Source organism: Streptomyces peucetius, from assembly GCF_025854275.1.
GTDB classification, from domain to species: Bacteria; Actinomycetota; Actinomycetes; order Streptomycetales; family Streptomycetaceae; genus Streptomyces; species Streptomyces peucetius_A.
On the sequence record NZ_CP107567.1, the window covers coordinates 6314768 to 6328829 of the forward strand.

The window sequence follows — 14062 nt, forward strand, 5'->3', positions numbered from 1 at the left end:
GACCAGCATGAACGAAGCCCTTGCAAGCGAGGCCGCGCACCGGCACTGCCAGTCGCTCCAGGACGCCCTCGTCCGGTTCCGCCGGCAGAACCTGGGACAGATCACCGCATGGGGCGGCCACCTCGCCGCGGTACTCTCCGTCGGCGGCAGGCTGCTGGCCGCGGGGAACGGCGGCAGCGCGGCCCAGGCACAGCACCTGACCGCGGAACTCGTCGGCCGCTACCGGGACGAACGGCCCGCCCACTCGGCCATCGCGCTGCACTCGGAAACGTCCAGCGTGACCGCCATCGGCAACGACTACGGTTTCGACCAGGTGTTCGCCCGGCAGGTCGAGGCGCACGGCCGCCCCGGTGACGTCCTCGTCCTGCTGTCCACGTCCGGCGGCAGCCCCAATCTGATCAGCGCGGCCAGGACGGGACGGGCCGCGGGGCTGCGGGTGTGGGCGATGACCGGACCCGGCCCCAACCCGCTGGCCGAGGCAGCCGACGAGACGCTGTGCGTCGACGCCGGCTCCACCGCGACCGTGCAGGAGGCACACCTCGTCGCCGTCCATCTGCTCTGCGAGGTCTTCGACCTGGCGACCAAGGCGACCGAGGCGCCCGCGCCGGTCGTGCGGCGTGCCCCGGGAGCGGCCGCGACCCAGGCCGCCGTCGTCCGCCGGAGGATGTCATGACTGCCCGAGGACCGCTGGTCGTCGTCGGGGACGTCCTGCTGGACGAGGACATCGACGGCGTCGCCGACCGGCTCGCCCCGGACGCCCCCGCGCCGGTCGTGGACGTACGGAGCCAGCTGCGCCGCCCCGGCGGCGCCGGACTCGCCGCGGTCCTGGCGGCCCGGTCCGGCCGGGACGTGGTCCTGGTCACCGCGCTCGGCGACGACGCCGCCAGCGAGGCCGTACGGCGTGCGCTGCACGGCAGGGTCCGGCTCGTGGAGGTGCCGATGAACGGCACCCTGCCGGTCAAGACCCGGGTCATGGCGGGCGGCCGCCCGCTCGTACGGATCGACCGCGGCGGCGGCACGCCCGGCGAACCGGGTGACGCGGTGCGCGACGCGCTGGCCGGGGCGCACACCGTCCTCGTCGCCGACTACGGCCGCCACACGGTCGGCGCCGTACGGGAGCAGTTGGTCGCCGCCGCCCGCCGGGTGCCCCTGGTGTGGGACCCGCACCCCAGAGGTGACACGCCCGTGCCGGGCGCCCGGATCGTCACCCCCAACGCGGCGGAGGTCTCGTCCCTGACGGCGCAGCCGGCAGCCGGGGCGGGCCGGTCGCTGCGGGACTTCGCCGAGCACGGCCGGGAACTCGCGGAGCGCTGGCGGGCGGCGGCCGTCGCCGTCACGCTCGGCGACCGCGGCGTCCTGCTGACCCGGCCCGGCGACGGGACACCGATGCTGGTGCCCGCCCCGTACCGCGCGGACGGCGACACCTGCGGCGCCGGTGACTGTTTCGCTGCGGCGACGGCCACCGAGCTGGCGGACGGCGCCCTGCCGGAGGAGGCGGTGCAGCGGGCCGTCGCCCGTGCCGCGGCGTTCGTGGCGGCCGGCGGGGCGGGCAACCCGGGACTGTGGCGCACGGCCGGCCCGGCCCGCCCGGTACGGGCCGCCGAGAACGACCCGTTCGCCCTGGCGGAACGCGTCCGGGCGCGCGGCGGCACGGTGGTCGCCACCGGCGGCTGCTTCGACCTGCTGCACGCCGGCCACGTCGGGCTGCTGGAGAGCGCCAGGCGCATCGGGGACTGCCTCATCGTGTGCGTGAACTCCGACGAGTCGATCACCCGCCGCAAGGGCCCGGGCCGCCCGCTCACCCCGGTGCACGACCGGATCCGGGTGCTCGCCGGTCTCGGCAGTGTCGACGCCGTCGCCGTCTTCGAGGAGGACACCCCGATCGCGCTGCTGAACCGCCTGCGGCCGGATGTGTGGGTGAAGGGCGGCGACTACGCCGTCGAGGAACTCCCCGAGGCCGACGTCGTACGCGCCTGGGGCGGGCAGGCCGTCGTACTGCCCTACCTCGACGGCCGTTCCACCACCCTGCTGGCCCGCCGCGCCGCCCAGGCCCAGGCCGCCGCACGGACCGCTGCGCACTGATCCGCCGGAAGGAGACCGTGATGACCCCGAGCGCGGAGTATCCGGGCGGCACCGGCCGCCCGCGGATCCTGGTGCTGCGGGCCCTGGGGCTGGGGGACCTGCTGACCGCCGTCCCCGCGCTCCGTGCCCTGCGGCGCGGGCGGCCCGCGCACGAGCTCGTGCTCGCCGCGCCCGCGCGGCTCGCGGCAGCGGCCGCGGCGACCGGGCTGGTCGACCGGCTGCTGCCGGCCGCCGCCCCCGGCCGGGCCGTGCCCGCCGCGCTCGCCTGGGCGGGCCCCGCACCCGACCTCGCCGTCGATCTGCACGGCAGCGGCCCCGAGAGCCGCCGGCCGCTCGCCCGGCTCTGCCCGCGCCGCCTGTACGCCTACGCGCAGCCGGACGCGCCCGAGTGGCGGGACGACGAACACGAACGGGACCGCTGGTGCCGGCTGCTCGAGCGGTACGGGCTGCCCGCCGACCCCGCCGACCTGGCCGTCCCCGCGCCGGCCGTGGCCTCGCCCGCGCCGGGCGCCGTCGTGCTGCATCCGGGCGCGGACGCCGCGGCCCGCTGCTGGCCCGCCGAGCGGTTCGCCGCCGTGGCGCGGGCGCTGAGCCGCGCCGGTCACCGGGTGGTCGTCACGGCCGGTGCGGCGGAGGGACGGCTCGCCTCGTCGGTGGCGGGCCGGGCGGAACTGGCGCAGGACGCGGTCATCGGCGGGACGGGCGGGGACGTGCCGTTCGACGTGCTGATGGCGCTCGTGGCCGGGGCCCGCTGCGTGGTGGCGGGGGACACCGGCATCGCCCATCTGGCGACGGCCCTCGGCACCCCGTCCGTCACGCTGTTCGGTCCCGTGGCGCCCCGACTGTGGGGGCCGCCGCCCCGGCCGTACCACCGGGTGCTGTGGCACCCCGACGCCGACGACGCGCCCCGCCCCGGCGACGCCCACGGCGACCGGCCCGACGAGCGGCTGCTGCGCATCACCGTCGAGGAGGTGCTGGACGCCGTACGCGCACTGCCCCCGACCGGGACAGCGGCCGGGGCGCGCCCTGCTCAGGCCGCGGTGCCCAGCGCCGGCTGACCGGCCAGTGCGGGTTCCTCGGTCCGGACGACCACCGGCTTCGTGGCCCGGCGTTCCCGCAGGACGTATCCGGTCCCGATCGCGCCCGCGATCAGCAGCCCGCCGGTGACCAGGGCGCCGCGCGCCCCGGCAAGCTCCATGAGCAGGCCCAGCGCAGGCGGCCCGGCGAGGCCCCACACCGTCCTGACGCTGCCCCAGACACCCAGGACACGGCCCCGCAGGTGCGGCGGCGGATCGGTCTGCAGCACGGTCGTCCCGGCGGTGTCGGAGACCGACTCCACGAGGGCCATCGGCAGCACGACGACCAGCAGCACGGCGAGCGACGGCGACAGGCCCGCGACGATCTGCAGCACACCGCCGGCCGCCGCCAGCATGCCCACGAGCCGCACCGATGGCCTGCGCAGCCGGGCCCCGAACACCGCGCCGAGGATGCCGCCGACGGCCAGCACGGTCGAGACGGTGCCGAACGCCCCGGCGCCGCCCGCGAGCGGTCCGACGACGAGCACGGCGAGGGTGAGCTGGTAGTTGCGTCCGAAAACGGCGCTGAGCCCCGTGATGCCGGCGAGCGCGACCAGCCGCGGCCTGCGCGCGAAGTACGTCAGGCCCTCGCGCATGCTCATGTCCGTGCCGTTGGCAGCGGACGCGTCGGCGGACTCCGCCGGGCGCTCGGAGCGGGCGCGCACCGCCTGGGCCACCGGCCGGAGGAAGGGGATGACGGCGGTGACGAAGAGGAAGGAGACACCGTTGGCCGCGTAGGCGGCGGCGGTGCCGAAGAAACCGACGGTCACACCGGCGAGCCCCGCGCCCACCAGCCGCCCGGCGTTGTGCACCAGCGAGCCGACGCCGATCGCGGAGGGCACGTCCTCGGTGCGGACGAGGTCGTTGCCGAGCAGGGAGCAGGCGGGGCCGTCGACGGTGGCGATGACGCCCGTCACAGCGGCCAGTGCCATCAGGACGCCGAGGTTCAGCTGGTCCATCGCCACGAGGAACGCCGTCAGGAAGGCGACGGCGCCGAGCAGCGCCTGGCTGACCGCGGCGGTCAGCTTGCGGGGCCAGCGGTCGACGGCGGCGCCGCCCGCGAGGCTCATCAGCAGGCCCGGTGCCGCCTGCACCGACATCGACAGTCCGGTCGCGGCGGCCGAGCCGGTGATCTGGAGCACCAGCAGGTTCTGCACGGTGAGCTGCATCCAAGTACCGGCGTTGGACACGAAGTTCGCGACGGACCACCAGCGCATGCTCGGGTACTTGAAGCAGCGCCAGGGCGAGTTGTCGCCCAGCAGGCGACGCGCGAGGCGGCCGGAAGCGGAGGCGGCAGGGGCAGCGGAAGAGGAAACAGGCACGGTGAGATCACTCGGGTGACGAGCCCCCGAGGGACCCATGTGGCGGAACGCGGTGGAAGCTTGCGACGCCGGCTGCACTGCACGGCCGCTCCACCTGAATGGCGCTGACCATCGTGGCAGACGGTTCTCGACAAGTACTTCCGCCGCTGTCTGCCCCGGGCCTCGCAGGACACCCGAACCCTTGGGGCGACTGGGATCGCGCACTTCTGGTGGGCTTGCTCACAGGCACCGGACCCGGCCGGACGGCCCACGCCCCCAAGTGCCGTCCCCAGTTGCGCAGGTCACAGTGAGAAGGCACGAAGGCACCGAAGGAAGGCAGAGCATTGAACGGCGGAGTGCAGGTGGACCTCGACGGCAGGCAAGCCCTGGTGACCGGCGGCGCGCGCGGACTGGGAGCCTCCATCACCCGCAGACTCGCGGCGGCCGGCGCGTCCGTGCTCGTCGCGGACGTGCGCCGGGACCTGGCGGAGAAGCTGTGCGAGCAACTCGCGGCAGACGGGGGCAAAGCGGACTTCGTGGCCATGGATGTACGGGACGCGGCCGCGGTGTCGGACGTCTTCCGGGAGCTGGAGGAGGACGGGGGTCACATCGACATCCTCGTCAACAACGCGGCCGTCGACGTCTCCAAGCCCATCGAGCACCTGACGGCCGAGGAAGTGACCCGGGTGGTCACCACCAACCTGCTCGGTCCGATGTACCTCTGTCTGGAGACCTACCGGCGCATGGTCGCCCGTGGCGGGGGTCACATCGTGAACATCCTCTCCACCGCCGCGAACCGCACCTGGACGGAGGCCGGACCGTACGCCGCGGGCAAGTCCGGTCTGCGCGCCTTCACCCACACGCTGTTCCAGGAGGCGCAGCGCGACTGCCCGGGGATCGGTGTCACCGGCATCATCGCGGGCGGCATGGCCACGCCGTTCATCCTCGAGCGCTTCCCGGACGCCGACCTCGAGATGCTCCAGAGCCCCGACATCGTGGCCGACACCGTCCTCTACGCCCTGTCCGTCCCGGACACCAGCGCCGTCTCCGAGCTGGTCGTCGTACCGAGGAAGGAACCCTCATGGCCGTGACGCCCACCGGCCCGGGACGGGACGGGCAGGCCCGCGTGGCCGTCGTCACCGGCTCGGACTCCGGCATCGGACGGGCCACCGCGGTCCGCCTCGCCGCGGCCGGCATGGACATCGGCATCACCTTCCACACCGACCGGGAGGGGGCGGAGGCCACGGCGGAGGAGGTACGCGCCCGGGGGCGACGTGCGGCCGTCGCCCACATGGACCTCACCGTCCTCCCGGACGCCGCAGAGGTGATCGACCGGCTCGCGGGCGAGCTGGGCCGGCTCGACGTGCTCGTCAACAACGCGGGGACCGGCACGGCCACACCGTTCCTCGACCTGGACCTCGGCATGGTCAGGCAGGTCGTGGACGTGGACCTCGTCGGGCCGTTCCTGTGCGGCCAGCGCGCCGCCCGCCGGATGATCGAGCAGGGGGAAGGAGGCCGGATCGTCAACGTCACCTCGGTCCACGAGCACCAGCCCCGGGTCGGCGCCGCACCCTACTGCGCGGCCAAGGGCGGCCTCGGTCTGCTCACCCAGGTGATGGCGCTCGAGCTCGCCGAGCACGGCATCACCGTCAACTCCGTCGCGCCGGGGGAGATCGCGACGCCCATGACTGGCCAGGAGGACGAGGACCCCAGAGCCGCGGAGCGCCCCGGCATCCCGATGCGCCGCCCCGGGGACGCACGGGAGGTCGCCGCCGTGATCGCCTTCCTCGCCGGCCCGGACGCCGGGTACGTCACCGGGGCGTCGTGGTCCGTCGACGGCGGGATGCTGCGCATGGGGCCCATGGCGGGCTCCCACCTCACGGACGACTCCTGGCGCCGGCCCTGAGACGGGAGCCGCCCGGACACCGCCCACGAGGGCCTGCGTGCCGGGCCGGGGCCGTGAGCTGCGTCCCAGAGACCCAGCCGAAGCCGGAGCCTCGGGCGGAGCCGGGCCGTGAGCTGCGCCTGCGCCGGCCCGCGCCATGAGGACGGGCGGGCCGGGGGGATGAGGACCGCTCCCGCCCCCTCGTGCGGGAGCGGCCTCGTCAGGGGGCTTTCCGCCGTCAGCCGGGGAGGGCGTTGGCGAGGGCCACGCCCCCGTACCAGAGGGCGCTGTGTTTCGGGGTGCGCTGCTGGGTCTCGAAGTCCACCCGGACGACGCCGAAGCGCATCCCGTAGCCCTCCGCCCATTCGAAGTTGTCGAGCAGCGACCACAGGAAGTAGCCCCGGACGTCGGCGCCCTCCTCGATGGCCCGGTGCACGGCGCGCAGATGACCCTCGACGTACGCGGTGCGGTCCGTGTCCTCGATCCGGCCGTCGGCCTCGACGGTGTCGTCGAAGGCGGCGCCGTTCTCGGTGATGTACATCTTCAGCCCCGGGTGGTCCTGGTGGATGCGCACCAGCTGGCGGCGCAGACCGTCGGCGTCGATCTCCCAGCCGATGCCGGTGCGGGGGAGACCCCGGTCGATGAAGCGCACGTCCTCCGCGCCCGGCCAGGGGGAGGGCCCGTCCGGCTCGCCGCCTCCGGCGACCCGGTAGGAGGTGTAGTAGTTGACGCCGAGGAAGTCGACCGGCGCCCCGATGATCTTCTCGTCGGCCGTCTCGATGTGGTCGGTGCCGCACAGCCGCTCGAAGTGCTCACGGACATCCGCCGGATAGGAGCCCTCCATCACCGGGTCCAGGAAGAGGCGGTTCTGCAGCAGGTCGATGCGGTGGGCGGCGTCCAGGTCCGCGGTGGTCTCCGAGTCGGCGGCCACCGGGTAGAAGTTGAGCGTGATCCCGACCTCGGCGTCCGGTGCCGCCGCGCGGATCGCGGGGACCGCGAGGCCGTGCCCGAGCAGCAGGTGGTGGGCGGCGCGCAGCGAGCCGGCCGGGTCGACCGCGCCGGGTGCGTGGATGCCGTTGCCGTAGCCGAGGAAGGCCGCGCACCACGGCTCGTTGAGGGTGCCCCAGAGCTTCACGCGGTCGCCGAGTGCCTCGCTGACCAGCTGCGCGTACTCGGCGAAACGGAACGCGGTGTCCCGGCTGCGCCAGCCGCCCTCGTCCTCCAGGGCCTGGGGGAGATCCCAGTGGTAGAGCGTGAGCGCGGGCTGGATGCCCTTCTCCAGCAGGGAGTCGACCAGCCTGCGGTAGAAGTCGAGGCCGCGTGCGTCGGCCGGGCCGCGCCCGTCCGGCTGGATGCGCGGCCAGGCGACGGAGAAGCGGTAACCGCCCACGCCCAGTTCGGACATCAGGGCCACGTCCTGCTCGTACCGGTCGTAGTGGTCGGCGGCCACATCGCCGTTGTGGCCGTTCGCCACCTTGCCCGGAGTGTGCGAGAACGTGTCCCAGATCGACGCTCCACGGCCGTCGCGGCCCACCGCGCCCTCGATCTGGTACGCGGAGGTCGCCACCCCCCACAGGAATCCCGGCGGGAAGGCGGCTGCGGCCGGCCGGCGCGCGAGCGCTGCGGGAACCGGATCGTTCTCTGCGGTCATCGTCATCCTCTGATCGGTCGATCGCCGGCGGCGGGCCGAGGGCCCGCAGCGGCCGGGCACGAGCGTGGTGTAGCTGCTGAGAGCGCTCCCGCTCCGACGACCGGCAGCTCTGCGGCGGGGCAGGCGGAAGACCAGAACCGCGTCACGGGAATGGGAGCGCTCCCATGAGATTCGGTCAGCCGGCGCGGGTTGTCAAGGGCCCGCGGTTCTGTCGCGGTCATTGACACGGGCCGCGGGAACCGCTTCATTGGTCCGCGGTGCCGCACCAGTGGGGCTCGCTCCGTCCTGCCCTCAGGGCACGGCGGTCGGGAAAGCCCGACCGGGCCGTGCCGCTGTTGTGGGAGCGCTCCCGCCTCTGTGCCGGTCGACCGTCCTGACCCGGTCGGCGACGGCTCAGAATGGGAGCGCTCCCGTCGGCCGCTGCACCGCTTGCTCCGTACGCATCGCGCCCAGCCCGCCCGCACGCGTTCGCTTCCGTCCCCCACCCAGGAGGCCCGTACGATGCTCCGCGCCGTCCGTTCCCGCACACGCCGCCGTGCCCGCCCCCGTGCGGCGGTCGCCATGGCCACCGTGCTCACCGCCGGCCTTTTCACCCCCGCCCTGGGCGCCTCGCCCGCGGCGGCCGACAGCGACCCCAGCCCGGTCCGGGTCAACCAGATCGGCTATCTCACCGCGGCCGACAAGGTCGCCACCGTCGTGGCCGGTTCCACCACGCCGCTCGCCTGGCAGCTGCGTGACGCCGGGGCGGGCGCCCTGGTCGCCTCCGGCACCACCCGCGTGTACGGCGACGACCGCGCTTCCGGCGACCATGTGCACCAGGCCGACTTCTCGTCCGTCACCCGTCCCGGCGACTACCGCCTCACCGTCGACGGGGCCGGTACGAGCGTGCCCTTCGCCATCCAGAACACGGCCCTCTACCCGGAGCTGGGACGCGAGGGCATGCAGTACTTCTACTTCCACCGGATGGGCACGCCCGTCGAGGGCCGGTACCTCCAGAGCGGCGCCCACGCCCACGCCGCGCTCCACCCCGGCGACGCGTCCGTGCCCTGCTACGACAACTGGTGCGGCGGTGAGCGGCTGAATGTGGCCGGCTCCTGGGCCGACGCCGGTGACTTCGGCATCTACCCGGTCAACCACGCCATCTCCGCGTGGACCCTGCTCAACCTCTACGAACGGGACCCCGCCGCGTACGGCGACAGCAGCCTGTCCCTCCCGGAGCGCGGCAACGGCCGGCCGGACATTCTCGACGAGGTCGAGTACGGCTCACGGTTCATGTCCGGGATGCTGCCCTCCACCGGTCTCGCCTCCCACAAGGTGCACAACCACACCTGGAGCGCGTTCCCCGTCACCGACATCGACGCGGAGAACGCCCTCGCCCGCTCGGCGATGCCGCCGTCCACCAACGCCACCTACGCCGTGGCCCGCACCAACGCCCAACTCGCCCGCGTGCTGCGGCAGTACGCCCCCGCACGGGCCGACGCGCTCTGGGCGAGCGCCAGGACCGCCTGGCAGCGCGCGGAGGCGCAGCCCGACGTCGACTACGCGACCGACTCGGACGCGGAGGGCGGCGGCGACTACCCGGACACCAGGAACAGCGACGACCGCTACGCCGCCGCGGCCGAGCTCTACCTCACCGCCCACCAGCGGTCCGACGGCGCGGCCGCCGGCTACCGCGCGGCCGTCACCGGCTCGCCGCACTACGGCCAGGTCGGGCAGTTCGACTGGGCCGAGGTCGCCACCGCGGGCACGCTCTCCCTGCTCACCGTCGACGCGGACCTGCCCGCCGCCGACACCGCCAGGATGCGCGGCAACCTGACGGCGTTCGCCGACACGGTCGTCACCACCCTGAACGGCGAGGGCTACCCGGCCCTCATCCCCGGTTCCGCGAAGTACCCGTGGGGTTCCAACTCGTTCATCGTCAACCGGATGCTGCTCCTGGGCACCGCCCACGACCTGACCGACGACGTCCGGTACCTGAAGGCCATGCACCGCGGCATGGACTACCTGATGGGCACCAACGCCATGCGGCTGTCCTATGTGACCGGCTACGGCGAGCACGCGGAGTCCGATCTGCACGACCGGCTCGCCTGGGGCGCGTACCCCGCCACCCCGTATCCGAAGGGCTGGCTGTCCGGGGGCCCCAACAACGAGAACATCAACGACCCGGCCACGCCCACCGACAGGCCGGCCGCGAAGTCCTACGCGGGACCCGACACCGCGCCGGACGCCTGGGGATCAAAGGAGAACACCATCAACTGGAACGCGCCGCTCGTGTGGACGGCGACGTATCTGGACCGCACCGCGGACCGGCTGACCACCGGCGATCCTGAGCCCGGTGCCACGCTGCTCTCCCAGGGCAGGCCCGCCTGGGCGTCCTCGGCGGAGAACGGCCGGCTCACCCCGCACAACGCCGTCGACGGTCGTGACGACACCCGCTGGAGCAGCGCCTTCCAGGACAACCAGTGGATCAACGTCGACCTGGGGGCGTCCCGTTCCGTCTCCCGTGTGGTGCTCAAGTGGGAGGCGGCGTACGCCAGGTCGTTCCGGGTGCAGATCTCCGACGACCCCGGCTTCCGGACCTGGACCGACCTGTACGCCACGGCCGTCGGCACGGGCGGCACCCAGTCGCTCGACGTCTCCGGCCAGGGCCGCTACGTCCGGCTGCTCGGCCAGACCCGTGCCACCCCGTACGGCATCTCGCTCCACGAGCTGCAGGTCTACGGGCGCTGACGACCCGCCCGGCCCGGCCCGGGGCCGCCGCCGCGGGATGCGGCGGCGGCCCCGGTCGCCCCGGAAGGCCGGCGTCGGAGTCAGCAGACCCGGATGCCGTCCGCCTTGTCGTTGTCGGAGCTGCCGACATAGGAGTCCCTCGCCGGAGCGCTGGAGGACCAGATCTGGGACCAGTAGCTGCCGGTCCAGTTGTAGACCTTGGTCACGGTCCCGCTGGTCTGGTTGTTGTGCCAGGACGACGTCTTGTCGTGGAAGCCCCAGTCGGAGAGGTCGTTGAAGGCACAGTCCTGCCAGGTCAGTCGACGGCCGTCGTAGTTCGCGTGCTCGTAGAGACAGGTCCAGGTGTAGCTGCAGTTGGCCGTACCGAGCGTCCCGACGGCCTCGTCGACGGCGCGGGCCTGCTTCTCGCCCGGCAGCGGGAACGTCATGATCGTCTTGCCGTCACGCCAGGCGACCTGGTTGACGCCGATCTGTTTGCCGCCCGGGGTGAAGGCCATCTGCTGGTCGATCTGCTTCTGCAGACCGGCCACCTCGCTCCGGTCGAGGCCGGCCCGCTCCGCCTGGGCCGCGATCGTGCTCTCGAGCGTGGTCGAGGCGGAGGTCGGACCGGCCATGCCGAGGACGGCCAGGGCGCCCGCAGAAAGAGCGCCCGCCAGCTTTGTTCTCGTACGCACAGGAATCGTGTCCCTTCCGTCGTGGAACTCCGGGGTGGAGCGTTGTGGACCCCGAGGTCATCGCCTCTCCGCCCCGAGTCCTGTCCGGCCGGACGCCCCCTCGGTCGGGGCCGGGCGATGACGTGGACCACGTTGCCCGCCCGGCACCGGTGAGCGACAGCTCTCCCGGAGTACCGCAATCCCGATACGCCGAAGGGCTCCGTGTGCTATGGCGACGGGTGGCGGCAGATCCCTGGTCCGGCGCGCCGCTTCGAAATCCGCATCCCCCTCTGGGCACCCTGCGAACAGCAGCGGCACTACATCGGGGGAAGACGTGCTTCGCATCTGCTTCACCGGCCAGGACCTCGGTCGTGTCCGGTTCGCCCAGCAGCCGGACGCCATGTGGGAAACGGTGCTGAGCCTGCACCAGCTGGTCCGTCCGGATCCCTTCTTCGCCGCATGGTGCCGTCGCACCCGCGCCGCACTGGCCGCCGTCGGTTCGGGCCACGAGGTCCGGATGCTCACCGCTCTGGCTCCGCGCGCCTCCTACTTCCCGGACTTCCTCACTCCCGCCGGCGGCGCAGGTGCCGAACCCGTGTTGCACGCGGGCCTCGACATGGTGCTCTCAACCGGCAGGGACCGGCTTCGCGCCGACATCGCCCGCCTGGTCGAGGGCCGCTCCCGCCCGTCCGCGTGGCTCGACGAGATCGCCTCGGGCCGGGTCCGTGCCCTGCGCCGGCTCGGCACTGTGCTGCACCGCTACTACGGCGTCGCGGTGGCTCCGCACGCCGCCGCATCGGCAGCCTGTACCCATCGTGACCGGCAGCGCCGGGTGCGTGATGTCCTCCAGCACGGCAGCGAGAGCATGCTGGCCAATCTCGGTCCCACGTGCCGCTGGAAGTCGCCCGTCCTGGAGATCGACTACCCCGTCGAGCAGCAACTCCACCTGGAGGGGCGTGGCCTGACCATCATTCCCAGCTTCTTCTGCCACGACCACCCCATCACGCTCGCCCTTCCCGAGCTTCCGCCGGTACTGGTCTACCCCGTGGCCCGGAAGCCGCTGTGGATCCCGGAGCCGGCCGCCGGAGCCGCTGACGGGCCGGGCCTCGACGAGTTACTCGGAGCCACCCGTGCCGCAGTGCTCCACTGTCTCGGCGTCAGCCACAGCACCACCACGCTCGCGGCGCGCCTCCGCATCTCCACCACGGCGGCCAGCCGCCACACCGCCGCACTGCGCGCGGCGGGTCTGGTCGCCACGGAGCGACGGGGGGTCTGCGTACGGCACAGCCGCACAGCTCTGGGAACGGCCCTGGTGCACGGCGGCCACTCCTCGGTCCTGGAAGGGGTCTGAGCGTCGGGCGACCGCTCAGGCGGTGTCCCTGCGCACCAGCTCCGTGCGCAGCACCACGTTCCGCCAGGCCGCGCCGGGATCGGCCATCTGGTCGAGGAGCACTCCGGCCATGGTGCGGCCCATCTCCTCGACGGGCTGGCGGACCGTGGTCAGCTGCGGATCGGTGTGCTGCGCGAGCGGCGAGTCGTCGAAGCCGATGACGGCCACGTCGTCGGGCACCGTGCGCCCCGCGGCGCGCAGCGTGTGCAGCGCGCCGGCGGCCATCACGTCGGACGCGGCGAACACCGCGTCGAGGTCCGGGTGAAGGCGCAGCAGCTCGGCCATGGCGTGGCGGCCGCTCTCCTCGGTGAAGTCGCCGGCCGCCACCCAGGAGGGGTCGAAGTCGTCGCACGCCCCGCGGACGGCCTCCTCGTAGCCGCGCAGCCGGCACTGGGCGACGTACATGTCGGAACGGCCGGTGATGGTGACGATCTTGCGGCGGCCGGTCGAGGCCAGGTGGCGCACGGCGATGCGGGCGCCGCCGGCATTGTCGGAGTCGACGTAGGAGACGGTCTCGTCGCTGCTGCGGCGGCCGCCCAGGACGGTGGGCATGTCCATCTCGGAGAGCAGGTCCGGCAGGGGGTCGTCGCGGTGCAGGGAGACGAGCAGCACGCCGTCGATCCGGCGGGCCTTGGCGTACTGGAGGAACCGGTCGCGCTCACGCTCCGTGCGCACCAGGGTCAGCAGCAGCTGGAGCTCCGTGTCGGCGAGGCCGATGCCCACGCCGTGGATGATCTCGGAGAAGTACGGCTCGGTGAAGAACCGCTTCTCGGTCTCCGGGACGACCAGGGCCACCGCGTCGGTGCGGCTGCCGGCGAGGGCGCGGGCGGCATGGTTCGGGATGTACCCGAGCTCGGCGATGGCCTGCTCGACGGCGTGCCGGGTGGAGTCACGTACGCCCGGGGACTTGTTGATCACCCGTGACACGGTGCCCCGCCCGACGCCGGCCAGGGCGGCGACCTGCTCGAGTGTGGGCTGGCCGTAGCGGCCCCGTGCTGCCATGCGTGACCTCCGGTGAGGGTGTTGCCGTTCGCGTCGATTCTCCCTGGAGACCCTGGTGACAGAGAGGTCGGGAGCGCTCCCAATATTGATCGATCCGAACGGGCTTGTCGAGGAGCGCCCGAGGGGGACGGGCCTCGGGTGGCGCAGGGGCGATAAGTGGGCCTTGTGCGGCTGGATGCACCGTTTGACCGCTCTGAAAGCGGGAGATTCTCACGCCGGAGACATCTCGGAGCAATAAAGCTCTGCTGCCCGACCTTGACAGAGCGTGTCGCCGCCGGGAAGCTTTCGAACC

General features: G+C 73.3%; 11 protein-coding genes. 7 read left to right on the plus strand and 4 right to left on the minus strand.

Going from position 1 to position 14062, the window contains the following annotated elements:
- Nucleotides 1–7 precede the first annotated feature (7 nt).
- Genes OGH68_RS28700 through OGH68_RS28710 form a run of 3 tightly spaced genes read left to right on the plus strand, consistent with a single transcriptional unit; the run spans nt 8 to nt 3140 of the window.
- Nucleotides 8–673, plus strand: a complete 666-nt coding sequence (locus OGH68_RS28700) for an SIS domain-containing protein (RefSeq protein WP_264247910.1) — start codon at nt 8–10, stop codon at nt 671–673.
- Nucleotides 670–2082, plus strand: coding sequence for a D-glycero-beta-D-manno-heptose 1-phosphate adenylyltransferase (gene rfaE2, locus OGH68_RS28705; RefSeq protein ID WP_264247911.1), 1413 nt, complete (start codon nt 670–672; stop codon nt 2080–2082). The genes OGH68_RS28700 and rfaE2 overlap by 4 nt, the downstream gene beginning before the upstream one ends.
- A 20-nt stretch (nt 2083–2102) precedes the next feature.
- On the plus strand, nt 2103–3140 hold the full coding sequence (locus OGH68_RS28710; RefSeq protein WP_264247912.1) for a glycosyltransferase family 9 protein: 1038 nt from the start codon (nt 2103–2105) through the stop codon (nt 3138–3140).
- On the opposite strand, the gene OGH68_RS28715 is transcribed toward OGH68_RS28710, so the two are convergent.
- Nucleotides 3113–4375 carry an MFS transporter gene (locus OGH68_RS28715; RefSeq protein ID WP_413471131.1) on the minus strand — a complete coding sequence of 421 codons (1263 nt, stop codon included), beginning with the start codon at nt 4373–4375 and terminating at the stop codon, nt 3113–3115. The genes OGH68_RS28710 and OGH68_RS28715 overlap by 28 nt on opposite strands.
- 428 nt (nt 4376–4803) lie before the next feature.
- Between OGH68_RS28715 and OGH68_RS28720 the strand changes: the two genes are divergently transcribed.
- Nucleotides 4804–5550, plus strand: coding sequence for an SDR family oxidoreductase (locus tag OGH68_RS28720; protein WP_264247913.1), 747 nt, complete (start codon nt 4804–4806; stop codon nt 5548–5550).
- Nucleotides 5541–6365, plus strand: a complete 825-nt coding sequence (locus OGH68_RS28725) for an SDR family oxidoreductase (protein ID WP_264247914.1) — start codon at nt 5541–5543, stop codon at nt 6363–6365. The genes OGH68_RS28720 and OGH68_RS28725 overlap by 10 nt, the downstream gene beginning before the upstream one ends.
- Nucleotides 6366–6582: 217 nt before the next feature.
- Here the strand turns inward: OGH68_RS28725 and OGH68_RS28730 are convergent, their stop codons facing one another.
- Nucleotides 6583–7995: a GH1 family beta-glucosidase gene (locus OGH68_RS28730; protein WP_264247915.1), complete on the minus strand. Its 1413-nt coding sequence runs from the start codon at nt 7993–7995 to the stop codon at nt 6583–6585.
- A gap of 501 nt (nt 7996–8496) precedes the next feature.
- On the opposite strand from OGH68_RS28730, the gene OGH68_RS28735 reads away from it, so the two are divergent.
- The gene (locus OGH68_RS28735) at nt 8497–10725 is read left to right on the plus strand and encodes a glycoside hydrolase family 9 protein (RefSeq protein ID WP_264247916.1); all 2229 of its coding nucleotides are present in this window, start codon (nt 8497–8499) and stop codon (nt 10723–10725) included.
- Nucleotides 10726–10805: 80 nt separating this feature from the next.
- Here OGH68_RS28735 and OGH68_RS28740 read toward each other — a convergent pair whose 3' ends face one another.
- Nucleotides 10806–11399, minus strand: coding sequence for a peptidase inhibitor family I36 protein (locus OGH68_RS28740; RefSeq protein WP_264247917.1), 594 nt, complete (start codon nt 11397–11399; stop codon nt 10806–10808).
- A gap of 313 nt (nt 11400–11712) precedes the next feature.
- Here OGH68_RS28740 and OGH68_RS28745 point away from each other — a divergent pair, with 313 nt between their 5' ends.
- Nucleotides 11713–12729, plus strand: a complete 1017-nt coding sequence (locus OGH68_RS28745; protein ID WP_264247918.1) for an ArsR/SmtB family transcription factor — start codon at nt 11713–11715, stop codon at nt 12727–12729.
- Between the two features lie 15 nt (nt 12730–12744).
- Here the strand turns inward: OGH68_RS28745 and OGH68_RS28750 are convergent, their stop codons facing one another.
- Nucleotides 12745–13770: a LacI family DNA-binding transcriptional regulator gene (locus OGH68_RS28750; protein ID WP_264247919.1), complete on the minus strand. Its 1026-nt coding sequence runs from the start codon at nt 13768–13770 to the stop codon at nt 12745–12747.
- Nucleotides 13771–14062: the final 292 nt, after the last annotated feature.

Bases quoted from the DNA above. Each gene is read 5' to 3' on its own strand.
- OGH68_RS28700 (WP_264247910.1), top strand. From the start codon at position 8: ATGAACGAAGCCCTTGCAAGCGAGGCCGCGCACCGGCACTGCCAGTCG.
- rfaE2 (WP_264247911.1), top strand. From the start codon at position 670: ATGACTGCCCGAGGACCGCTGGTCGTCGTCGGGGACGTCCTGCTGGAC.
- OGH68_RS28710 (WP_264247912.1), top strand. From the start codon at position 2,103: ATGACCCCGAGCGCGGAGTATCCGGGCGGCACCGGCCGCCCGCGGATC.
- OGH68_RS28715 (WP_413471131.1), bottom strand. From the start codon at position 4,375: ATGCGCTGGTGGTCCGTCGCGAACTTCGTGTCCAACGCCGGTACTTGG.
- OGH68_RS28725 (WP_264247914.1), top strand. From the start codon at position 5,541: ATGGCCGTGACGCCCACCGGCCCGGGACGGGACGGGCAGGCCCGCGTG.
- OGH68_RS28730 (WP_264247915.1), bottom strand. From the start codon at position 7,995: ATGACCGCAGAGAACGATCCGGTTCCCGCAGCGCTCGCGCGCCGGCCG.
- OGH68_RS28735 (WP_264247916.1), top strand. From the start codon at position 8,497: ATGCTCCGCGCCGTCCGTTCCCGCACACGCCGCCGTGCCCGCCCCCGT.
- OGH68_RS28750 (WP_264247919.1), bottom strand. From the start codon at position 13,770: ATGGCAGCACGGGGCCGCTACGGCCAGCCCACACTCGAGCAGGTCGCC.